This window comes from Luteibacter sp. OK325 (genome assembly GCF_003050935.1).
Classification (GTDB): domain Bacteria; phylum Pseudomonadota; class Gammaproteobacteria; order Xanthomonadales; family Rhodanobacteraceae; genus Luteibacter.
Genome location: NZ_QAOX01000003.1, coordinates 274,816 through 294,851 on the forward strand (window position 1 = coordinate 274,816; position 20,036 = coordinate 294,851).

The 20,036-nt window shown below is 64.8% G+C and carries 23 protein-coding genes and 1 tRNA gene; 12 read left to right on the plus strand and 12 right to left on the minus strand.

Going from position 1 to position 20,036, the window contains the following annotated elements:
• Window positions 1–42 precede the first annotated feature (42 nt).
• Complete coding sequence (locus C8J98_RS08965) at window positions 43–891, minus strand: tryptophan 2,3-dioxygenase family protein (RefSeq protein WP_107912849.1); 849 nt, start codon at window positions 889–891, stop codon at window positions 43–45.
• Window positions 892–1,116: 225 nt separating this feature from the next.
• Here C8J98_RS08965 and pdhA point away from each other — a divergent pair, with 225 nt between their 5' ends.
• The 4 genes from pdhA to C8J98_RS08985 all read left to right on the plus strand — a co-directional run bounded on the left by pdhA (window position 1,117) and on the right by C8J98_RS08985 (window position 5,212).
• Window positions 1,117–2,196: a pyruvate dehydrogenase (acetyl-transferring) E1 component subunit alpha gene (gene pdhA / locus C8J98_RS08970; protein WP_107912850.1), complete on the plus strand. Its 1,080-nt coding sequence runs from the start codon at window positions 1,117–1,119 to the stop codon at window positions 2,194–2,196.
• A gap of 12 nt (window positions 2,197–2,208) precedes the next feature.
• A complete protein-coding gene (locus C8J98_RS08975) occupies window positions 2,209–3,189 on the plus strand; it encodes an alpha-ketoacid dehydrogenase subunit beta (RefSeq protein WP_063573737.1) in 981 nt (326 codons plus the stop codon).
• Between the two features lie 13 nt (window positions 3,190–3,202).
• Window positions 3,203–4,591 (plus strand): dihydrolipoamide acetyltransferase family protein, encoded by a 1,389-nt coding sequence (locus C8J98_RS08980; protein ID WP_107912851.1) that lies wholly within the window; start codon window positions 3,203–3,205, stop codon window positions 4,589–4,591.
• 159 nt (window positions 4,592–4,750) lie between these two features.
• Entirely contained in the window at window positions 4,751–5,212 is a 462-nt protein-coding gene (locus C8J98_RS08985; protein ID WP_107913060.1) for a DUF1456 family protein, read from the plus strand.
• 106 nt (window positions 5,213–5,318) lie between these two features.
• Here C8J98_RS08985 and C8J98_RS08990 read toward each other — a convergent pair whose 3' ends face one another.
• From C8J98_RS08990 to rocF, 3 genes are all read right to left on the minus strand, one after another.
• A complete protein-coding gene (locus C8J98_RS08990) occupies window positions 5,319–5,645 on the minus strand; it encodes a hypothetical protein (RefSeq protein WP_107912852.1) in 327 nt (108 codons plus the stop codon).
• Between the two features lie 2 nt (window positions 5,646–5,647).
• Window positions 5,648–7,021 (minus strand): tryptophan--tRNA ligase, encoded by a 1,374-nt coding sequence (locus tag C8J98_RS08995; RefSeq protein ID WP_107912853.1) that lies wholly within the window; start codon window positions 7,019–7,021, stop codon window positions 5,648–5,650.
• Window positions 7,022–7,115: 94 nt separating this feature from the next.
• Complete coding sequence (gene rocF / locus C8J98_RS09000) at window positions 7,116–8,036, minus strand: arginase (protein ID WP_107912854.1); 921 nt, start codon at window positions 8,034–8,036, stop codon at window positions 7,116–7,118.
• A 98-nt stretch (window positions 8,037–8,134) separates the two neighbouring features.
• Here rocF and C8J98_RS09005 point away from each other — a divergent pair, with 98 nt between their 5' ends.
• The 4 genes from C8J98_RS09005 to C8J98_RS09025 all read left to right on the plus strand — a co-directional run bounded on the left by C8J98_RS09005 (window position 8,135) and on the right by C8J98_RS09025 (window position 10,848).
• Window positions 8,135–9,031 carry a LysR family transcriptional regulator gene (locus C8J98_RS09005; RefSeq protein WP_107912855.1) on the plus strand — a complete coding sequence of 299 codons (897 nt, stop codon included), beginning with the start codon at window positions 8,135–8,137 and terminating at the stop codon, window positions 9,029–9,031.
• 67 nt (window positions 9,032–9,098) lie between these two features.
• Entirely contained in the window at window positions 9,099–9,554 is a 456-nt protein-coding gene (locus C8J98_RS09010) for an antitoxin Xre/MbcA/ParS toxin-binding domain-containing protein (protein WP_158272655.1), read from the plus strand.
• Window positions 9,554–10,000, plus strand: coding sequence for an RES family NAD+ phosphorylase (locus C8J98_RS09015; protein WP_107912857.1), 447 nt, complete (start codon window positions 9,554–9,556; stop codon window positions 9,998–10,000). The genes C8J98_RS09010 and C8J98_RS09015 overlap by 1 nt, the downstream gene beginning before the upstream one ends.
• Before the next feature lie 407 nt (window positions 10,001–10,407).
• Window positions 10,408–10,848, plus strand: coding sequence for a helix-turn-helix domain-containing protein (locus C8J98_RS09025; RefSeq protein WP_107912859.1), 441 nt, complete (start codon window positions 10,408–10,410; stop codon window positions 10,846–10,848).
• Window positions 10,849–10,939: 91 nt separating this feature from the next.
• Here the strand turns inward: C8J98_RS09025 and C8J98_RS09030 are convergent.
• The 4 genes from C8J98_RS09030 to C8J98_RS09045 form a co-directional block, all read right to left on the minus strand.
• Window positions 10,940–11,015, minus strand: a tRNA-Thr gene (locus C8J98_RS09030).
• A 16-nt stretch (window positions 11,016–11,031) separates the two neighbouring features.
• On the minus strand, window positions 11,032–11,886 hold the full coding sequence (locus C8J98_RS09035) for an SPOR domain-containing protein (protein ID WP_107912860.1): 855 nt from the start codon (window positions 11,884–11,886) through the stop codon (window positions 11,032–11,034).
• A gap of 65 nt (window positions 11,887–11,951) precedes the next feature.
• On the minus strand, window positions 11,952–12,710 hold the full coding sequence (locus C8J98_RS09040) for a type III pantothenate kinase (RefSeq protein ID WP_107912861.1): 759 nt from the start codon (window positions 12,708–12,710) through the stop codon (window positions 11,952–11,954).
• The gene (locus C8J98_RS09045) at window positions 12,707–13,687 is read right to left on the minus strand and encodes a biotin--[acetyl-CoA-carboxylase] ligase (protein WP_107912862.1); all 981 of its coding nucleotides are present in this window, start codon (window positions 13,685–13,687) and stop codon (window positions 12,707–12,709) included. Before C8J98_RS09045 ends, C8J98_RS09040 begins: the two co-directional genes overlap by 4 nt.
• 169 nt (window positions 13,688–13,856) lie before the next feature.
• Between C8J98_RS09045 and C8J98_RS09050 the strand changes: the two genes are divergently transcribed.
• Both C8J98_RS09050 and C8J98_RS09055 read left to right on the plus strand, forming a co-directional pair.
• A complete protein-coding gene (locus C8J98_RS09050) occupies window positions 13,857–14,195 on the plus strand; it encodes a hypothetical protein (protein WP_107912863.1) in 339 nt (112 codons plus the stop codon).
• Between the two features lie 19 nt (window positions 14,196–14,214).
• Window positions 14,215–14,979: a M90 family metallopeptidase gene (locus C8J98_RS09055; RefSeq protein WP_233260172.1), complete on the plus strand. Its 765-nt coding sequence runs from the start codon at window positions 14,215–14,217 to the stop codon at window positions 14,977–14,979.
• 23 nt (window positions 14,980–15,002) lie between these two features.
• On the opposite strand, the gene C8J98_RS09060 is transcribed toward C8J98_RS09055, so the two are convergent.
• The 4 genes from C8J98_RS09060 to dusA form a co-directional block, all read right to left on the minus strand.
• Entirely contained in the window at window positions 15,003–16,391 is a 1,389-nt protein-coding gene (locus tag C8J98_RS09060; protein ID WP_107912865.1) for an ATP-binding protein, read from the minus strand.
• 56 nt (window positions 16,392–16,447) lie between these two features.
• The gene (locus C8J98_RS09065; protein WP_036115892.1) at window positions 16,448–17,140 is read right to left on the minus strand and encodes a response regulator transcription factor; all 693 of its coding nucleotides are present in this window, start codon (window positions 17,138–17,140) and stop codon (window positions 16,448–16,450) included.
• Window positions 17,140–17,427, minus strand: a complete 288-nt coding sequence (locus tag C8J98_RS09070; protein ID WP_107912866.1) for a PepSY domain-containing protein — start codon at window positions 17,425–17,427, stop codon at window positions 17,140–17,142. The genes C8J98_RS09065 and C8J98_RS09070 overlap by 1 nt, the downstream gene beginning before the upstream one ends.
• A gap of 65 nt (window positions 17,428–17,492) precedes the next feature.
• Window positions 17,493–18,473 (minus strand): tRNA dihydrouridine(20/20a) synthase DusA, encoded by a 981-nt coding sequence (gene dusA, locus C8J98_RS09075; protein ID WP_107912867.1) that lies wholly within the window; start codon window positions 18,471–18,473, stop codon window positions 17,493–17,495.
• A 230-nt stretch (window positions 18,474–18,703) separates the two neighbouring features.
• Here dusA and C8J98_RS09080 point away from each other — a divergent pair, with 230 nt between their 5' ends.
• Window positions 18,704–19,189 (plus strand): helix-turn-helix domain-containing protein, encoded by a 486-nt coding sequence (locus C8J98_RS09080; protein ID WP_107912868.1) that lies wholly within the window; start codon window positions 18,704–18,706, stop codon window positions 19,187–19,189.
• Window positions 19,182–19,790 carry a mobile mystery protein B gene (locus tag C8J98_RS09085; RefSeq protein ID WP_199229859.1) on the plus strand — a complete coding sequence of 203 codons (609 nt, stop codon included), beginning with the start codon at window positions 19,182–19,184 and terminating at the stop codon, window positions 19,788–19,790. Before C8J98_RS09080 ends, C8J98_RS09085 begins: the two co-directional genes overlap by 8 nt.
• The last annotated feature ends 246 nt before the right edge of the window (window positions 19,791–20,036 follow it).

Sequence of the window (20,036 nt, forward strand, 5' to 3'; positions counted from 1 at the left end):
GTGCAGGGTGTTTAACCGTCCGGGCAGCCGCCCGTCAAATATTTACGTTCCCAGGATGGTGCGTACTTCGATCAGTTCCGGGAAGAAACTCTGTTCCAGCGCCTTGCGCAGGAAGGCCACGCCGGACGAACCGCCGGTGCCGGCGCGGAAGCCGATGATGCGCTCCACGGTCTTCATGTGGCGGAAGCGCCAGAGCTGGAACGATTCTTCGATGTCGACCAGTTCCTCACTGAGATGATACTCAGGCCAATGATGGGCGGTGTCTTCGTAAATCCGCTTGAACACGGGCAGCAGCGCGGGCTGGCTTCGCCAGGGCTGGGTCAGGTCGCGCTCCAGCAGGTCGACCGGGACCGGATGGCCGCGACGTGCCAGGTAACGGAGGAACTCGTCGTAGAGCCCCGGCGCCTCGAAGATCGCCTTGAGGCGCTCATGGGCGACGGCATCGTGCTCGAACACCCGGAGCATGTCGGCGTGCTTGTTGCCCAGCAGGAACTCCACCATGCGGTACTGCAGGGACTGGAAGCCCGACGAAGGGCCCAGCACGTCGCGGAACTGCAGGTATTCGGCCGGCGTGAGGGTTTCCAGCACGCCCCACTGCTCGTAGAGCTGGCGCTGGATGGCCTTGACCCGGGCGAGAATCTTCAGCGTGCCGTCCACGTCATCCGCGCGAAGGTGCGCCAGGGCGGCGTCCAGCTCGTGGATCATCAACTTAAGCCACAGCTCGGAGGTCTGGTGCTGGACGATGAAGAGCATCTCGTCGTGGTGCGCGGGCTGGCTGCGGGGTACCTGGGCACTGAGCACCTGGTCCAGCCTGAGGTACTCGCCATAGGTAAGGCGACCGTCGAGATCGGTGCGGATACCGGGTTCGAGGTCGCGCTGGGAATTGGCCATGGACGATTTCACATTCAGGGTGGACCGGCCACAAACGGCGCCGTGGCGCGGTTTCGGGACTGGAGATGGCCGGTTCTATGCTGCGCCGTGCCTTGCCGGGCCATAATACCCCTGATATCTAGTCCGGCTCGCAACAACCCGAAAGTCGCTCGTGCCCCACTGGATGGGCCCGTCCGCTTCCCCAATCGTGCGTGTCGTTTCTAACCCTTCCCCTGGGAGCGAGTCGTGTCCATCGCCGCCAAGTTCGAAATCGAATATCTGCAATACCTTGACCAGGACGGCAAGGAAACCGGAAAGGAACTCCCCGCATTCGCCAAGGACCTCGACCACATGGTCGAGCTCTACAAGCTGATGGTGTCCACGCGGGTGTTCGACGCCAAGTCGATCGCCCTGCAGCGCACCGGCAAGCTCGGCACCTACGCCTCCTGCCTCGGCCATGAAGCCGCGCACGTGGGCATCGGCAGCGCCATGCGCCGCGAAGACTCGCTGGCCGTGTCGTACCGCGAGTACGGCGCCCAGCTGTACCGCGGCGTGAAGCCGCGCGAGGTCTACACCTACTGGGGTGGCGACGAGCGCGGCAATGATTTCGCCGACGCCCCCGCCCACGACTTCGCCTGGTGCGTGCCCATCGGTACGCAGTGCCTGCACGCCGCCGGCTCCGCGCTGGCGTTCAAGATCCGCAAGGAGGCCCGTGTGGCCGTTTGCACGATCGGTGACGGCGGTTCGTCCAAGGGCGACTTCTACGGCGCGATCAACGTGGCCGGCGCGCAGCAGCTGCCGATGGTCGCCGTGATCGTGAACAACCAGTGGGCGATCTCGGTGCCGCGTCGCATCCAGAGCGGCTCCGGCACGCTCGCCCAGAAGGGTATCGCCGCCGGCCTGCCCTGCATCCAGGTGGACGGCAACGACATCATCGCCGTGCGCGCCGCCATGGAGATCGCGCTCGAGCGCGCCCGCTCCGGCCAGGGCGCCAGCGTGATCGAAGCGGTGACCTACCGCCTCGGCGATCACACCACCGCCGACGACGCCCGCCGTTACCGCGGCGAGCAGGAAGTGAAAGACGCCTGGGAACGCGATCCCATTCCGCGCCTGCGCAAGTGGCTCGAAGGCAAGGGCAAGTGGGACGAAGCGAAGGAAGAGGCCTGGAAGGTCGAGTGCGACGACTGGATGGACAACGAGGTCAATGCGTACCTGGAAACGAAGAACCAGCCGGCAACGGCGATGTTCGACTATCTGTACGCCGAACTCCCGGCCGACCTCGAAGCGCAGCGCGAGCTTGTCGCTTCCCTCGATCGCACGTCGTAAGGAATTCTTCCCATGGCACAAATCACTCTTATCGAAGCAGTGACCCAGGCGCTCGCCTACGAGATGCGCAACGACGAAAGCGTCGTGGTGCTCGGTGAGGACGTCGGCGTCAACGGCGGCGTGTTCCGCGCCACCCAGGGCCTGCAGGAACAGTTCGGCGAAATGCGCGTCATCGACACGCCGCTGGACGAAGCCACCATTGCCGGCCTGACCATCGGCCTCGCCGTGCAGGGCATGAAGCCCGTCGCGGAAGCCCAGTTCGAAGGCTTCATCTACCCGATGATGGAGCACATCGCCTGCCACGCTGCCCGCATGCGCAACCGCACGCGCGGCCGCATGACCGTGCCGGCCGTGTGGCGCGCCCCGTGGGGCGGCGGCATCCGTGCACCGGAGCATCACTCCGAGGCGAACGAGCACCTGTTCACCAACATCCCGGGCCTGCGCGTGGTCATGCCGTCGTCACCGGCGCGTGCCTATGGCCTGCTGCTCGCCGCCATCCGCGATCCGGATCCGGTGATCTTCTTCGAGCCCAAGCGCATCTATCGCCAGTACAAGGAAGAAGTGCCCGATGACGGCGAGGCACTGCCGCTCGACGTCTGCTTCGTGCTGCGCGACGGTACCGACGTGACCCTGGTGACCTGGGGCGCGCAGGTGAAGGAATGCCTCGAAGCTGCCGACGAACTGGCACAGAAGGGAATCAGCGCCGAAGTGATCGACGTGGCGACGCTCACGCCGCTCGACTTCGACACGATCGCCGAATCGGTGACCAAGACCGGCCGCTGCGTCATCGTGCACGAAGCACCGAAGACCGCCGGTTTCGGTGCGGAAATCGCCGCCCGCCTGGCCGAAGAGTGCCTCTACAGCCTGCTCGCACCGGTGCAGCGCGTTACCGGTTTCGATACCCACATCCCGCTGTTCCGCCTGGAAATGAAGTACCTGCCCAGCGTCGAACGCATCGTCGAGGCCGCCGAGCGTACGCTCGCGGCATCCTGAGGAACCTATCGCAATGGCCGACATCAAGACCTTTTACCTGCCGGACCTCGGCGAAGGCCTTCCCGACGCGACCGTCGTCGAATGGCACGTCAAGGAAGGCGACACGATCAAGCTCGACGCTCCGCTTGTGTCGATGGAAACCGCGAAGGCCGTCGTCGACGTGCCTTCGCCGTATTCCGGCACCGTGAAGAAGCTGCACGGCGCCGTGGGTGACATCATCGAAACCGGCGCGTCGCTGGCCGATTTCGAGATCGACCCGAACGCCCGCCAGCGTGCCGAGGCCGAATCCACCGGCCATCACCATGGCCCGAAGAAGAGCGTCGGCAGCCAGGCACCGGACGACGCGTCCAAGGTCATCGCTTCCGACGACGGCGGCGAGATCGATTCGGACGGCCCCGCGCCGGCCAAGCGCGAAGACGAAGGTACCGTCGTCGGCGCCATGGTCAGCGGCAACGCCGTGCACACCGAGCAGGTCTCCAGCGCCGGTGGCGTCAAAGCCGTCCCGGCCGTGCGCGCCCTCGCCAAGAAGATGAAGATCGACCTCACCCGCGTGCAGCCGACCGGCGCCGGTGGTGTCATCACCATGAACGACGTAAAGAACGCCGCCGCCAACGGCAGCGCCGCCGTCGGTTCGGCACCGGCTCGTCCGGCTGCCGCACAGCACCTCGCCCCGACGCTTCCGGAGCCGGGTCCGGCGCCGACGCGTACGCCGGTGTCGCTGGCCGGCAAGGCCGTTCGCACCTCGCCTCCGGGCAAGGAAGCGATGGGTCAGCCCGAGCAGCTCAAGGGCGTTCGCCGCAACATGGCGCGCGTCATGGCCGACGCTCACGCCCAGGTTGTCCCGACCTCCATCGTCGACGACGCCGACCTGCACGCCTGGATCGGCAAGCAGGACATCACCGCCCGCCTCATCCGCGCGGTCGTGGTGGCATGCAAGGCCGTGCCGGCACTCAACGCCTGGTTCAACGGCAAGGACCTCACGCGCACGCTGCATCCGCACGTGGACATCGGTATTGCCGTGGATACGGACGACGGCCTCTTCGTGCCCGCCCTGCGTAATGCGGACGTGCTCGACGGTGCCGGCATTCGTGCCGCGATCAAGCGCCTGCGCAGCTCGGTGGAAGATCGCAGCATTGCCGCGTCGGAGCTGTCGGGTTACACGATCAGCCTGTCGAATTTCGGCATGTTCGCCGGTCGTTACGCTACCCCCGTGGTCGTCCCGCCGACCGTGGCCATCGTCGGTGCCGGCAAGCTCAGCCACGACGTGGTCGCCGTGATGGGCGGTATCGAAGTGCACCGCCGCATGCCGCTGTCACTGACCTTCGACCACCGCGCTGCCACGGGTGGTGAGGCGGCGCGGTTCCTGAAGGCGATGATCGACGATCTGGGCCTGCCGAACTAAGGGCATCGCCGCAGGGCATCGCCGCTGAAGCGGCTCCCACACAAGACCTGCGCAGGTCTTTTGGGAACCAGAGAACCGAAGCCCGGCGCAAGCCGGGCTTCTTTTTTTGTAGGAGCCGATTCATCGGCGATGCTCCTGCCCCAGTGCTACCCTATGCACATGCTCAACAACGACACCCTACGCAGCATCCGCTACATGCTCGACCTCGGTGAGGTCCATGTGGTCGAGATCCTCAAGCTCACTGGCTTCGAAGCCAGCCGCGAATCCGTCGACCCCTGGTTGCTCAAGGAAGACGAACCCGGCTTCGTCGAGATGCCCGACCTGGCCATGGCCCACTTCCTCGACGGCCTGATCCTGCAGCGCCGCGGTCGCGACGACAGCCAGCCGGCACGGCCCGTGGAAGGCCGCATCAACAACAACGTGGTGCTGAAGAAGCTGCGCGTCGCCTTCGAACTGAAGGAAGACGACATCCTCGAGCTCATGTCCGCCGCCAGCTTCAAGGTCACCCGTGGCGAGATCAACGCTCTCTTCCGCCAGCCCAAGCACAGCAACTTCCGCCTTTGCGGCGACCAGTTCCTGCGCAACTTCCTCAAGGGCCTGACGAAGCGCCTGCGCGGCTGAACAGCTGCCTGTTGCCCTTTGTAGGAGCCGATTCATCGGCGATTGGGTGCTTGCGCTAACCTGGCCCGCTGCCGCGGGATCGCCGATGAATCGGCTCCTACAGAAATCAGGGCGTTCGGGGCTTCCACACTAGTTGGCGGATGATCAGCGCGACTACCAGCACAGCGACGAACGCGCCGTAGCCCCAAAGCGCCGGCACTACCTGCTGCCAGATGGCGCCGCTCTTCGGGCCGAACTTGTCCGCCGCCGGTAGCACCACGGCGTCGAAGGATGTCATCGCTGCCTGCACCGCGGCGGCAACGGCTGCGATCAGCGCCAGCACGTCGAACGCGCGACGTGTGGCGTTCTTCAGCAACGCCTTCGGATACGCCCAGTACGCCCAGCCCAGAACGATGAGCCAGGGCGCCAGCAGCATGAGGGCGAGATAGCGCATGGTCAGTCCTGCGCCGCGGCGAGTGCATCGAGCGCGGTGCGCAGCCGAAGCACCGCGCCGGCACGTGCCACTTCGTCGGGATACGAGGCGCCGTTGGCGACCACCTCACCCGCGAGCAGCAAGGCAACGTGGTCACCCTGCGATTCGATCACCGCATTCGTCCCGCCCACCGTCGACAGCGTCTGGCGCAGCACGCCCGCCTCCTTCGGGTCGGCAAAGGATTTCGACAACAACAGCTCTTCGCCATCGGTGGCGAACAGGCGGAAACGGAAGCTGCCGTCGTCATCGCGGAAACTGGCGAACCGCGGCGGTTTGCCTTTGCTTACCGGCTTCGTCACGACAGGCTCGGCGACCGGCGCACTGCGATGACGCGCACTGCGCAGGCCCACGGCGTCGCGCAGCGTCTCCACCAACGGGGCGGCAATCGCGCGCGCCCTGGCCGCACCGGCGAGCAGGATGTCTTCCATGTCGTCCGGCCGCGACATCAGGTCTTCGTAGCGCTCACGCATGGGAGCGACGTCGGCCTCGACACGTTCGAACAGCACTTGCTTCGCTTCGCCCCAGCCGATGCCGCCGTGCAACGCATCGGCAAAGGCTGCCGTCTCGGCTGGCGTGGCGAAGGCCTTGAAGATGGTGAACAGCGCGGAGTCGTCGGTGTCTTTCGGCTCGCCGGGCGCGCGGGAATCGGTCACGATCTTCATGATCGCGTCGCGCATGCCCTTGGCCCCGCCTTCGAACAAAGGCACGGTGTTGTCGTAACTCTTGGACATCTTGCGGCCGTCGAGGCCGGGCAATGTCGCAACCTGCTCCTCGATCAGCGCCTCGGGCATGACGAAGAACTCGCGGCCGAAGGTGTGATTAAAGCGCTGCGCGATATCGCGCGCCATTTCGATGTGCTGGATCTGGTCGCGGCCCACGGGCACTTTGTTCGCGTTGAAGGCGAGGATGTCCGCCGCCATCAGCACGGGATACATGTAGAGGCCTGCGGTGATGCCGGCATCGGCGTCCTCCTGGGCCTCGACGTTCCGGTCGACGGCCGCCTTGTAGGCATGCGCGCGGTTGAGCATGCCCTTCGAGGTGACGCAGGTCAGCAGCCACATCAGCTCAGGCACTTCCGGAATATCCGACTGCCGATAGAACGTCGCAACCTTCGGATCCAGGCCGGCGGCAAGCCAGGTGGCAGCGATCTTGAAGCGCGAGGCCTCGATGCGGTCCGGGTCGTCGCTCTTGATCAGGGCGTGGTAATCGGCCATGAAATAGAACGCGTCGACGTTCGGGTCCTTGCTGGCAAGGACGGCAGGACGGACGGCGCCAACGTAATTGCCGAGATGCGGCGTGCCGGTGGTGGTGATGCCGGTGAGGACGCGGGTATGCATGGGGACCTTGAGGGCTGCAGACGGTAACCCTTCGAGTTTAGCCCGCGCCATGCCCCCTGTGTAGGAGCCGATTCATCGGCGATGGGTGCTCGCCTCAGCGCATCAAAGTCGACTTACCAAACAACGACTCGACAAGATCCACCGCCAGCTTCGCCGTCTGGTTCCGCTTGTCGAACGCCGGGTTCAGCTCGACGATGTCCAGCGACCCGACCCGCCCGGTATCCGCGATCATCTCCATGCACAGCTGGGCTTCGCGATAGCCCGGGCCGCCACGCACGGTCGTGCCGACGCCCGGCGCAATGCTCGGGTCGAGGAAGTCGACGTCGAAGCTCACGTGCAGATGGGTGTCCTGGTCGACCCCGGCCAGCGCCTCTTCCATCGCTGCCTTCAGACCAATCTCATCGATGTAACGCATATCGTAGATGTCGATGCCGACTTCGTGGACGAAACGCTTCTCGCCCTCGTCGACCGAGCGGATACCGATTTGCCGGAATACATCCGGCGTCGTCGCCGGCACCGTGCCACCGATATGGGTGAGCTCGTCCGGACCATAACCACACAGGCAGGCCACCGGCATGCCGTGGATATTGCCGGACGGGGTGATCTGGCTGGTGTTGAAGTCGGCATGGGCATCCAGCCACAGCACGCGCAGTTTCTTGCCGGTATCGCGGCAGTAGCGAGATACCGCGGAAATCGAGCCGATGGCCAGGCAATGGTCGCCACCCAGCACGATGGGCAGGTGTCCCGCGTTCAATTCGGCGTAGACGGCGTCGTGCAACGAGGTATTCCACGCCACCACTTCACCCAGGTGGCGGTAGCCATCGGTTGGCGGCATCCACGGGTTGAGCGGACCGGAAAGGTTGCCGCGATCGACCACATGCAGGCCGCGCTTGGCGAGGCGTTCACCCAGCCGGGCCACACGCAGGGCCTCGGGCCCCATGGAACTGCCGCGATGACCTGCACCGATATCGGTGGGAGCGCCGATAAGGGCGACCGAACGTGTAGTTGGACTCATCCGGCAAGTTTACACCGGCCTTTAGAACACCCACGTTGCACCGCGTCAGGGGTGAAAAGCAGGCACGATAGACTGATCGTTCCCACTGGTGCGTCGTAGTGATCCGACTGGATGACCTGCAAGTCTTCGTGCAGACGGCCGACGCCGGCAGCTTTTCGGCCGCCGCCCGGCTGATCGACACCACGCCGGCCATGGCCAGCAACGCCATACAGCGACTGGAGCGCGAGCTCGGCGCGCGGCTCTTCGTCAGGTCCACGCGCAGCATGCGGCTCTCCGATGACGGCGAGCGCTACCTCCCGCACGCCCGCGCCATGCTTGCCTCGCTTGCTGGTGGCAGCCAGGCCCTGGCCGAGAGCCGGGGTGAGATCGCGGGACCGCTGCGCCTGTCCTTGCCCTCCGACCTCGGCCGCAATGTGCTGCTGCCCTGGCTGGATGAGTTCCAGGCGCGGCACCCGGGCCTGTCCCTCCAGCTCTGGATCAGCGACCGCGCCGCTGACCTCCTCCGGCACCCTATCGACGCGGCGATCCGCTATGGCGCGCTGGACGACTCCGGACTTGTCGCGCAATCTCTCGCCGCCGACAATCGCCGCGTGCTTTGTGCCGCGCCCGATTACCTTGCGCGACATGAGTTACCCACCCATCCCGATGACCTCCGTAGCCATAACTGCCTGTGCTTCGTCTGGGGCGATCAGGTCCACGACCGCTGGACGTTCGACCTGCCCGATGGGCCGCACAGCGTGGACGTCTGTGGCAACCGCGTCAGCGACGACGCGGACGTGGTTCGCCGCTGGGGCCTGGCCGGCCACGGCGTGATCTACAAATCCAGTCTGGACGTGACGGCCGATATCGCCGCCGGGCGGCTGGTCGAGTTGTTACCCGGCCTTGGTCAGCGCGCGCCCGTGAACATGGTCAGCGCCCACCGAGCCCAGCTCACGCCCGCCGTACAGCACCTAAGGGATTTCCTACGAGAAAAACTGGCTGCACTGCTGCCTTGACGCGCCAGAAGCCGATACTGCAGCAACCCGCCAATTGGCGTAGAATGGCGCTCAAATGGAGAAAGCCATGATTGCCTACGTTGCCGATGCCGATCCCATGCCGTATCTCGCCCGGGAAACCGTCTTCACCCGGATGGGCCGCCTGCTCGATCTCAAGCTCGAATCGGATGCCGATGCCATCCGTCTGGTCAACAAGGGCGTCTCCGTACACGCCTATAAGCACGTCGCCGAGAAGCTACGTTTTCCGGTCAACCTGGTCGCCCCCGAAAGCACCGTGCGCCGGCGTCTTAGCGAAGGCCGTTTCAGCGAGGTCGAGTCCGAGCGCGTCGTGCGCGTCGCGCGCGTCTTCGCCGAGGCCGTCGAACTCTTCGGTGACGAAAACATGGCGCTGACGTGGTTCACCACGCCGGCCGACTACCTCGAAGGCGACGAGCCGGTCACGCCCATGGCCCTGGCCGCCACCGACAACGGTGCCCGCCTGATCGAATCGCGCATCCTTCGCACCGCCCACGGCATGTTCTGATGCGGCTCTGGCGCATCTCGTCCTACCCCGGCCTGAGCGGGGTGGGCGGCCATCATGCGGACGGTCGCTGGCATACGCGCGGCAAAGCCATTCTCTATGCGTCCGAGCACCCTGCCCTGGCGATGGTGGAAGCGATGGCGCACATGCGACTCGGCGTCACGGCCATACCGTTAACTCTCAAGCTGATCGCCATCGATGTAGCCGATGCCGCGACCATCACCACCACACCCGACCTCCCTGCGGGCTGGCAGGCCAACGAACCCACAAGCCAGGCCATCGGTGATGCATGGATTGCGCGCGGAGAGTCCCTTCTCCTGCGCCTACCGTCGGCGATCCTCGCGCACTCGACCAACTACCTGATCAACCCGGCGCGTCCCGAAGCAGCAACCCTGCTCAGCGAGGTGGAGATCGAGCCGTTCTGGTTCGACCGCCGGTACCTTCGCTGACATGCCGACGCAGTCGCTACCTACATCCGTTCTTGCCTATAATTTCTATAGTTCGTAGACTCTTCCTCAACGCAGGACGCGTCCGCGATGCCCAAGTCAGGAATCGTGCCTTTCAGGCTGGCGGATGCCACCGCAAAGCATCATCTCGAACGCATCGCGGCTGACGCCGAACGCGTGAAGTTCACGCAGCATGCTCGCTCGCAAATGCGACGGCGCGGCATAGGTCCAGAGCTCGTTCTCAACTGCTTGCGCAAGGGCATGATCACCGAGTCACCCGTTTTCAATGTGAAAGGGAACTGGCAGATGCGCGTCGAGCGCTATGCCAGTGGCGAGAACCTAGCTTGCGCGGTTGCGATCGACCTCGACGAACCGCGCGCCATCATCACTGCATTCTGGGTGAAGCGACCATGTACCACTATGTCGAATCCGGCCTGGACAATATCTGGCTGCGGAACGGTTACATCGAAGAGAACACGCCCTACGGACCGACCGTGGCGTTCAAAGATATTCTTGGCCTCCATGAGAGCATCTCACTCGCCATCGTGGAGCAGGCGGGTAGGCTAACCGGCGTTGAAATTCGCTTCCTGCGGCGTCAGATGGAGATGTCGCAAGTTTCGCTCGCTGAGCTGATCGGTGTGACCGATCAATCGCTTGCCTTGTGGGAAAAAGGACGAGCTCCCATTACCGCGCCGTCAGACAAGCTGCTCCGTCTGATTGTAAAGGGCCACTACAGCGGCCAGGTCACTGTTCGGCGAGCTATCGATGCGCTGAATCATCGCGATCAGGAAGATCATGCCGCGCGCCTTGTCTTTCAGGAATCCGACAAGAAATGGAAGGCGGTCGGCTAAACGAGGCCGCATGTCGGGCACAAAAAAGCCCACTGGATTGCGGGCTGGCTTTATGCCGGTGTTTCGTAGCGCTAAGCGAGATACACGTTGGTGGTGCCGACACCCGGATTCGAACTGGGGACCTACCGCTTACAAGGCGGTTGCTCTACCAACTGAGCTATGCCGGCGAAGGCGGGGAGTTTATCAGAAGCAGCCGGTCGGTTTGGCGCTTGCGCCGGGACTGCGAATGCCACGGCGGATGTCGGCATTGGCATCGTCGGGTACGACCACATCGAGCCACCAGACGGGCGTGACTTCGGTGCGTTCGCTCATGCGCGCCGGGAAGCCGGCGGCGATGACTTCGTCCCGGCGTTTCTTGGCATTCGCGGGGTCGTGGAACAGGCCCAGGGCAACGGAGTTCTGCAGCTCGCCGGCGGCGCTGACAACGAAATAATCCTTAACGCCCTTCGCTTCCAGACGGCGCGCCTGCGCCAATGCAAGATCGCGCGTGGCCTGGGCTGGGAGGAAGACGCGCCAGCCATGGGATTCGCTGGTCTGCTCCTGTCGCTGGCGACTACGTACCGTGCGCGGGGCAAGGGCGGTGCGCGTGCTGCGCAGGTCGACCTGGTTGGTGAAAGGCCCGATCGCCAGGCAGCTGTAGCTGCGCCTGGCGCTCGTCGGCGCGTTCTCGGTGGAAGGCGTCGCCAGGGCGACGGGAGTCGCAACAGCTTCGGCGGGTGGCTTCTTCTCGCGCTCACGCGGGGCCGGCTTTGCTGCCTGCGGAGCTGACGCGACAGCGGGCGTCGCGACTGCAGCGGTCCTCTCCGTGGATGCTGGCGCCGGGGTCGCTGCAGCCGCAGCCAATGCCGACGTCGCGGCCGAACCCGAGACCGCCGGCGCGGTCGACGCAGGCGTCGGAAGTTCGGCGAGCAACTTGAGCTTGGGTACGCCCTTATCGGCCGGATCTACCGCATGCGTGCCCGATTCGCCCAGCAGCAGCCACGCGGCCACCGCGATATTGAGGGCAATCAGTAGGACGAACATCAAACGCAGAAGCATGGCGGCCTTAGGTTTCCGGGTGGGCCAGCGCGCGTTCCCCTGTAAGAACCGGTGGCGTCGCGATTCTAGGCGAAATAATCCGCTTGAGTGTGCGCTTTCGCCCAGACCGCCAGCCCGCGCAGAACGGTATCGGGCACGAGCAGCACCTCACGCTGGAGCAGGGGCGCCAACACGGTGGCGTCGCCGCCACCCAGGGTGACGGTCGGTGAACCACCGAGCAGCGCGGCAGAGCGATCGGTGAAGCGGTCGACCAAGGCCGCGCAGGCCTGCCAGCAACCCGATGTGAGGCCATCGGCCGTGTTGTCTGCGAGGTCGCGAATGGAACCTGCATGCCCGGGTCGCACCTGCACGGTGGCCCCGAGCACGGACTGCTGCATGAGCAAGGGGCCCGGCGCGATCCAGCCGCCGAGATGCCTGCCCTCGGCGTCCAGCGCATCGAGGGTCAGCGCGGTGCCGACACTGGCCAGCACGCAAGGCGCCCGCCCGGCCGCGAAGGCGTCGACCATGGCAAGGAACCGATCGACACCAAGACGGTGCGGCTCGGCGTAGGCATTGATGACGCCGCAGGCTTCAGCCGGCGTACGCACCCACACGGGCGCATGATCGAAAGCCTTGCCGGCGGCGACGGCGACCGCTGTTTCCCGGGCCGTATCAACCACCGACGCACCGACGATGCGCGTCGGCTGCGGCCACTCGGCCCATAGCGTGGCCAGTTCATGCGCGATGTCCGCATCCCAGCCAAAGGCGCCACGGTGGACGAAGGTGTCACCGTCGAGCAGCGCAAATTTAAGCCGGGTGTTGCCGAGGTCGAGAAGCAGGATCATGTGCCGCTCCGCCGGACCGAGATTTCAGCACTATCGACCGTCACCATCTCACCGGTAGACCGACGCACGCGCAGGGCACCACGCTCGTCGACACCCTCGCCCGTGGCGTTGTACTCGCCGCGCGGGTCGATAACACGCAACGGTTCCCCCTGGAGAAGGTCGCTCGCGGCGTACTCCCTGGCGAACGCGGCGAAGCCGTGTCGCTCGAAGCTGAGAAGGCCCTCACTGAGTGAGGCGACGACGGCGGCGGCGACGCGATTGCGCCCCGGCGGCTGACCGCCGCTCAGCGACGCGAGGTCGGTGATCGGCTGGCCCGCGCGTTCGTGCAGGGAGTCAGGAAGACGAATGTTGAGGCCGACGCCGATGATCGCCGCGCACGGGCCCGAGTACTCACCGGAGAGTTCCACGAGGATGCCGGCCAGCTTGGCGTTGCCGGCCATCACGTCGTTCGGCCACTTGAGCCCCGCGGTACGGATGCCCAGGTCGTCGAGGGCACGAATCAGCATGACGCCGACGGCAAGCGACAGGCCGGACAGCGAAGCGAAGCCCGAGTCGAAACGCTTCAACACGGACAGATAAAGGTTCATGCCTGGCGGCGAGAGCCAGGTGCGCCCTCGCCTGCCGCGGCCGGCGGACTGGGTCTCGGCCATGACGAAGGCAAGGTCGTCCAGCACGGGGATGCGCCGGGCCAGTTCGCTCGACGTGGAGTCGATGTCCCAGTGCACCTCGACCATGCCCACATCGGCCAGCGCCTCAGGAGAAAGGCCGGCGCGAATACGCTGTGCCTCGAGCAGTTCGGTCGGCCACGGCAGGCGATAGCCACCGCCGACCTTTGCCTCGACGGGCACACCTTTCAGGCGCAGGGACTCGATCTGTTTCCAGACCGCCGCGCGCGTGACGCCGGCCGTCCTGGCCAGGGTGGCGCCGGACACGGCGTCGCCTCCAGCAAGGGCTTCGAGAAGATCGCGTGCGAGCATGGGTAGCCGTCGGGCCGTCAGGTGGCCGCTGTCGGGGGTGGGGAAAGCCGGGACATTCCGGGATTCTAGCAGGCACCGCCTGCCGGACCTCCAGCACTGGCGGCCTTGTGAAATTTCTGAGAGGATCGGTCGTCCCCCGGCATGTCCGGAGGTTTCTCAGGGTTTACCGATGAACGCCAGACCCTACATCTTCGGATGTCTGTGCCTCGTCGGTGCCACCGGCACCGCCGCCGCTTCCGACATCGACCTGACCGGTGGCCTGCTCTCGCTGGGCAGCGCCGTTTCGTCGTCGTTCGAAAGCAATAGCGCGCACTCGTCGTCGGGCAATCGCGAGAACAGTTCGGGCGATGTCATGTCGAACCGTTCCGGCAATGCCTCCCAGCGCAGCACCACGCCGGCACCCGCCCCCTCCCCCGTCGACACCGACGAGGGCCCGCATGACGGCGCGGCCCCGATGCGCTCGCCCGCTCCCAGCTGGCAGTCGATGCTTCCCGGCTCGATGCTCTGAGCCTCCCCGGTCGTCCGTAGTGAGCTTCATCCAGTCGTTGCTAGCGCGGTTCCGTGCGCCGGTTCCGCCCATTGACGACACACTATGGCGCCAGGCGGTTTCCCGCCTTCCCCTGGTCCGCGCCCTCGATGCGCCCCGCGCCAATTACCTGCGCCAGCTGGCCGCCGGCTTCCTGCATACCAAGCACTTTCATGCGCTGGGTGACGCGGCGCTGGACGATTTCTGGCGCCTGGTCATCGCCATGCAGGCCAGCCTGCCCGCCCTGCCCCACGGCCCGAAAGCCTTCAAGGGCTGGACCAACGTGCTTGTCTATCCCGGCGAGTTCAACGTGCGGCGTAACCACTACGACGCACCGACCGGCGTGGTGACCGACAGCCATGACACCCTGATCGGCGAGGCGTGGGAACGCGGACCCATGGTGCTGTCGCTGGCCGACGTGGCACTGGATATCGACGCGCCGTGGGATGGCTTCAACGTGGTCGTGCACGAGATGGCGCACAAACTCGACATGCTGGCCGGACCCGCGAACGGCGTGCCGCCGCTGCCGTCGTCGATGAATCGGCGCGAGTGGATTCAAACGATGCAACGCGGCTTCGACACGCTTTCGAAACAGGTCGGTCGTGGCCGCAAGACAGCGATCGATCCGTATGCCGCCGAGGCGCCGGAGGAGTACTTCGCGGTGACAAGCGAACTGCATTTTTCGCAACCGGCGCTGCTTCGTGAAGCCGCACCGGATGTCGCTCGCCTGCTTGACGCTTTTTACGGGCCGTCACCGGCCGGCTGAAGCGTCTCGCCGAAGCCTGCCGCTCAACCGGGTGGAAGACGAACGCTGAAACGGGCGCCACCGAGTTCCTCGGAACGATCGACGTGCAGCTCGCCCTGATACGCCTTGACGATGTCCTGCACGATCGACAGGCCGATACCGTGCCCCTGGACGCGCTCGTCACCACGTACGCCGCGCTGCAGGATCTTCTCGATCTTGTCGTCGGCGATGCCGGGGCCATCGTCTTCGACGATCAGCTCGAGGCCGCGACGCCCCTTGCCCTTGCCGCTGCTGCTACGCGCGGTGAGCAACACCCGATGCGAGGCCCACTTGAAGGCGTTCTCCACCAGGTTTCCCATCAGCTCGAGAAGGTCGCCCTGCTCGCCGGCGAAGGCCGCGCCGTCGTCGATTTCGAATTCGCACAGGACGTTCTTGGCGGCGTAGACCTTCTCCAGGCTCTGCACGAGATCTTCGGCGTGGCCAGCGATAGGCTCTTCCGCAGCAATGGTGCGTCGGCCGGAGGTGGCTGCGCGCGACAGCTGGTAGGCGACGATCTCGTCCATCTTGCGCACCTGGTCGAGGATGTCGCCACGCAGGCTGGGAGCATCACCATCGGTTTCCAGCTGCGATCGCACGACGGCCAGTGGTGTCTTCAGGCTATGCGCGAGATCCGCCAGTGTGTCGCGATAGCGCGAGCGCTGCTCTCGCTCGCTATCGATGAAGGCGTTGAGGCGACGGGTGAGCACGGTGAGCTCGACGGGATACGGCCCGTCGAGGTGATCGCGCGTGCCGCGTTCGATGTGCGCCAGATCGCTCGAGACGCGACGCAATGGCAGCAGGCTCCAACGCAACAGGAATAGCTGCAGCAGCATGAGCATCATGCCGAGCATGGCCAGCCACAGGAACTGCGTGCGCCGGTAGGTGGCCACCTGGCGTTCGAACTGGTCTTCGGTCTGCGCCACCGCGAAGGTCAGCGGCACGCTGCGTTTGTCGGTGGTGTCCAGCGATACGCCGTAGCTGAAGACATAGAGCTTGCCGCTACGCGTTTCCACCGGTTCGAAAGCGGTCTCGCCCGGCGACAACATCCGCACGAAATCGAAATCGCGACCCAGGGCCGACGACGACTCCCAACGAAAGCCGTCATTGCCCACGATGATGGCGTAGAGGCCCGAGCCCGGACGCGAGAAGTCGGGGTTCGGCTGGCTGTCAGGCGTGGTGACCTTGCCGGCGCGCGTGGTGTCCGTGCCGGTGATATAGGCGATGGCGTAGTTGTGCAGCCGGTCGTGCATGGCCGACAGCTCGGAGGCGTAGTTCGCCTTGTTCTGTGCCAGGCCGGTGAGGCCCAGGAACGCGGCGAGCGCAAAACCGGTCGCCAGCGCCGCGCGCGCGGCCAGCGAAAGAGGCCGGCGTTTGGTGGATGAAGCGTTGTCCATGCTTCGAGCTTACCTCGGGGTGGCGCGACGACTGGGTCGCGCCACCCGCGGATGGATCAATCTTCGTCCGCTTCGTTCCGCGGGATGGCGAAACGGTAGCCGCGGCCGCGCACGGTCTCGATGGGCTTGAGCGCGCTTTCCGGGTCCAGCTTGCGACGCAGGCGGCCAATGAAGACCTCCAGCACGTTGGAGTCGCGGTCGAAGTCCTGCTGGTAAATGTGCTCGGTAAGGTCGGCCTTGGAGACCAGCTCGCCCGCGTGCAGCATCAGGTATTCCAGCACCTTGTATTCATAGCTGGTGAGGTCGACCTGGCGGCCTTCGACGGTGACCGTCTGCGCCGTGGTGTCCAGCTTGATCGGGCCGCAGGCCAGCACCGGCTTGGACCAGCCGCTCGCACGACGGACCAGGGCATTGATGCGGGCGAGCAGTTCCTCGACATGGAACGGCTTGACCAGGTAGTCGTCGGCGCCATGCTTCAGGCCCTCGACCTTGTCCTGCCAGCTACCACGAGCCGTAAGGATCAGGATCGGGTAGCGCTGGCCATGCTCACGCAGGGCCTTGACCAGATCCATGCCCGACAGCTTGGGCAGACCCAGGTCGATGATGGCCAGATCGAACGGCACCTCGCGACCCAGGTACAGGCCTTCTTCGCCATCCTGGGCGGCGTCCACGGCGAAGCCGTCGCGCTTCAGGCGCGCAGCGAGGGTCTCGCGCAGCGGGGCTTCATCCTCTACAAGCAGGATTCGCATCAATGTTTCTCCTTGTTATCCCCGGCGCTGGCGTCCAGGGGCTTGGCGGTTTCGGTACGGACCGGCACCACGCGGACGTGACCGTCCAGCGTAAGCACCTTGACCCGGTATTCGGTGAAGCGACCGCGCTCGACGAGCCGCGTGTCCGCAGACAGCACCTTGCCCCCGGTATCTTTTTGCACCTTGCTTACCGCCTGCTCCAGCGTCAACGACTGGTCGGCCTGTACGGCAAAGGGCGACGCAAGGCAAAGTGCGGCGAAAAATAGCGGACGAAACGTGATTTTCATGTCTGGCGCAGAAAGACTGGTCGACCGATCATGCCCACGCCCGACCAGCCCGAAGCTGAACGAAATCAGGCTGCCTGACGAAGTGGCGCCATGGCGGCCTCGATCAGGCCCCAATCGGCGCCCGGAAGGTGGGCACCCTCGCTGAGCTGACGGCGGAAACCGCGGGCGCCTGGCTCGCCCTGGTAGAGGCCCAGAATGTGCCGCGTGATGTGCTTGAGCTGGCCACCCCGGGCCAGTTCGGCCTCGATATAGATTCGCATGCGCTCCAGCACCTCGCCGCGCTCCGGCAGCGGCGTACCGTAGAGGTCGGCTTCCAGCTTCGCCAGCACGAAGGGGTCGTGGTAGGCCGCGCGGCCGATCATTACCCCATCCACCTGGCCCAGGTGCTCGCGGACCGCCTCCACCGTGGTGATGCCGCCGTTGATCACGACGGTCAGCTCCGGGAACTCGCGCTTCAGGCGATACACCCGCTCGTAGTCGAGCGGCGGGATCTCACGATTCTCTTTGGGGCTGAGACCCTCCAGCCAGGCCTTGCGCGCGTGCACGACGAGGATGCCCACACCGGCTTCGATCATGGTGGTGGTGAAACGCTGAAGGTCGGCGTATTCGTCCTGGTCGTCCACACCGATGCGGCACTTCACGGTCACCGGGATGTCCACCACCCCGGCCATCGCCCGGACGCACTCGCCCACCAGGGCTGGCTCACGCATGAGGCAGGCGCCGAATTTGCCCGACTGCACGCGGTCCGACGGGCAGCCCACGTTGAGGTTGATCTCGTCGTACCCGGCCTCGGCACCCATCACCGCCGCCTTGGCCAGCTCCACCGGATCGCTCCCACCCAACTGCAAGGCCACCGGATGCTCCTCGTGGCTGTGCTCGAGGAGGCGGATCTGGTTGCCGCGCACGAGGGCGGCGCTGGTCACCATCTCGGTATAGAGACGGGCATGGGGCGACAGCAGGCGGTGGAAATAGCGGCAGTGGCGGTCCGTCCAATCCATCATTGGGGCGACGGTGAGGCGGAAGGCTGAGGGGTCAATGGATTGCATCGGGATATGGTAGCAACCCCAGCAGGGCTGCCGCCTCCATGTAGACCGCAAGTCCCCATAGCGGGTTGGAAATCAGGTTAAATATGACTTAAAGCGACTTGTAAATACGAACTTCAAGTCGCTATGATTCATGTATCTGATATTTTTAAGTCACTATGGCGACTTAAAATAGTAAAACTAATTCCGTATGACTCATAAAGTTGGCGGTACCGTCGGCCTCTGGAGCAACTATGTCCGTCTCAGCTCGCCAGAACATGCGGCGCCTCGCGCGCTCTAAGCTCGACAAGACAGGCAGCTGGCTACGCTCAAACCTCAACGCGCTCTCTGTAGCACCGCACGGGGGTTGGGTGGCCAGCATCCGTGACGCACTGGGCATGTCCCAAGCAGATCTAGCCAATCGGATGGGCCTAAGCCAAAGCGCAGTGGCTAAGCTGGAAATGAGGGAGCGGGCCGGATCCGCCCAGATGGACAGCCTAAGGCGTGCCGCCCATGCCATGGATTGCGAGCTGGTCGTCCTGATGGTGCCTCGGCAGTCGTTGCAGGCCAGCGTCGATCAGCGCCGGCTGCAGCTCTACGGCAAGCTCTATGACAAAGCAGCGGCCCACATGAGCCTTGAGGATCAATCGGTATCCCCCGAACTCAAGCAGGTCATGCTCAGGGATGCCGAGGAATCGATTCCGGACAGTTCCCTTTGGAGGGAGTCCGGTCTTGGCTAATCGACCGACTGCACTCTTCGAGCTTGAAGACGGCCAGACTCCGCTCGATCGTGACGAAGCCACCGGCCTCAAGCTCGCCTGGGTTGCAACAAGGTCGGACCTCAACGACGCCGAAGGCGCAAACATCGTTTCCAGCATGCGATGGGGTAGCCGTCAGAGCCGAGCCAAGAAACCGATGGAGGTGGCAACCGAGGCCTTCCTGCGCGCACTGCACACCCGTATGTTCGGGGACGTCTGGAAATGGGCCGGAACGTTTCGTCAGACCGAACGCAACATCGGTGTAGCGCCGTACCAGATCGCGATGCAACTGCGGCAGCTCTTCGATGACGCGCAGGCCTGGCGGGATTTCGGGTTCTACTCCCTGGATGAGCAGGCCGCACGCCTGCACCACAAGCTGACCTTCATCCACCCCTTCCCGAATGGGAATGGCCGTTGCTCACGCGTGATGGCCGACCTGTTCCTGCAGCTTCATGGTGCCGAGCCTTTCAGTTGGGGTCCGGCACCGCACGGTGCGCCTGTGAGGCAGCAATACCTTGCAGCCATCCGCCAAGCGGACACCGGAGACATGCGTCAGCTATTGGAGTTCGTGCGCAGCCGATAGTACGGACACTCATATCGCACGTGACCGGGTGCCGACCCATAGTCACCTTGTATCGGACGAACCGACGACAACCTAAGTAAGCCGGCTGTCGAGCCGCTTTCGCAGGAACATCATCAGCAAGACGAAGGGACCCAGGACCACGGCGCCAAGAACCACATCCCACCCAAGCTGTTGCCACCACGTGTGCATGCTCCCGCCGATGCTCACCGACGGGTACCCACGAAGGTAGGTCACGTCGAGAGCGCC

Excerpts from the sequence above, each read along its gene's own strand:
- C8J98_RS08980 (WP_107912851.1), top strand. The coding sequence starts at position 3,203 with ATGGCCGACATCAAGACCTTTTACCTGCCGGACCTCGGCGAAGGCCTT.
- C8J98_RS09060 (WP_107912865.1), bottom strand. The coding sequence starts at position 16,391 with ATGGACAACGCTTCATCCACCAAACGCCGGCCTCTTTCGCTGGCCGCG.
- C8J98_RS09035 (WP_107912860.1), bottom strand. The coding sequence starts at position 11,886 with ATGCTTCTGCGTTTGATGTTCGTCCTACTGATTGCCCTCAATATCGCG.
- C8J98_RS09065 (WP_036115892.1), bottom strand. The coding sequence starts at position 17,140 with ATGCGAATCCTGCTTGTAGAGGATGAAGCCCCGCTGCGCGAGACCCTC.
- C8J98_RS09070 (WP_107912866.1), bottom strand. The coding sequence starts at position 17,427 with ATGAAAATCACGTTTCGTCCGCTATTTTTCGCCGCACTTTGCCTTGCG.
- C8J98_RS09010 (WP_158272655.1), top strand. The coding sequence starts at position 9,099 with ATGATTGCCTACGTTGCCGATGCCGATCCCATGCCGTATCTCGCCCGG.
- C8J98_RS08995 (WP_107912853.1), bottom strand. The coding sequence starts at position 7,021 with ATGCATACCCGCGTCCTCACCGGCATCACCACCACCGGCACGCCGCAT.
- C8J98_RS09025 (WP_107912859.1), top strand. The coding sequence starts at position 10,408 with ATGTACCACTATGTCGAATCCGGCCTGGACAATATCTGGCTGCGGAAC.
- C8J98_RS09015 (WP_107912857.1), top strand. The coding sequence starts at position 9,554 with ATGCGGCTCTGGCGCATCTCGTCCTACCCCGGCCTGAGCGGGGTGGGC.
- C8J98_RS09040 (WP_107912861.1), bottom strand. The coding sequence starts at position 12,710 with ATGATCCTGCTTCTCGACCTCGGCAACACCCGGCTTAAATTTGCGCTG.
- C8J98_RS09050 (WP_107912863.1), top strand. The coding sequence starts at position 13,857 with ATGAACGCCAGACCCTACATCTTCGGATGTCTGTGCCTCGTCGGTGCC.
- dusA (WP_107912867.1), bottom strand. The coding sequence starts at position 18,473 with ATGCAATCCATTGACCCCTCAGCCTTCCGCCTCACCGTCGCCCCAATG.
- C8J98_RS08975 (WP_063573737.1), top strand. The coding sequence starts at position 2,209 with ATGGCACAAATCACTCTTATCGAAGCAGTGACCCAGGCGCTCGCCTAC.
- rocF (WP_107912854.1), bottom strand. The coding sequence starts at position 8,036 with ATGAGTCCAACTACACGTTCGGTCGCCCTTATCGGCGCTCCCACCGAT.
- C8J98_RS08985 (WP_107913060.1), top strand. The coding sequence starts at position 4,751 with ATGCTCAACAACGACACCCTACGCAGCATCCGCTACATGCTCGACCTC.
- C8J98_RS09080 (WP_107912868.1), top strand. The coding sequence starts at position 18,704 with ATGTCCGTCTCAGCTCGCCAGAACATGCGGCGCCTCGCGCGCTCTAAG.
- C8J98_RS09045 (WP_107912862.1), bottom strand. The coding sequence starts at position 13,687 with ATGCTCGCACGCGATCTTCTCGAAGCCCTTGCTGGAGGCGACGCCGTG.
- C8J98_RS08965 (WP_107912849.1), bottom strand. The coding sequence starts at position 891 with ATGGCCAATTCCCAGCGCGACCTCGAACCCGGTATCCGCACCGATCTC.
- C8J98_RS08990 (WP_107912852.1), bottom strand. The coding sequence starts at position 5,645 with ATGCGCTATCTCGCCCTCATGCTGCTGGCGCCCTGGCTCATCGTTCTG.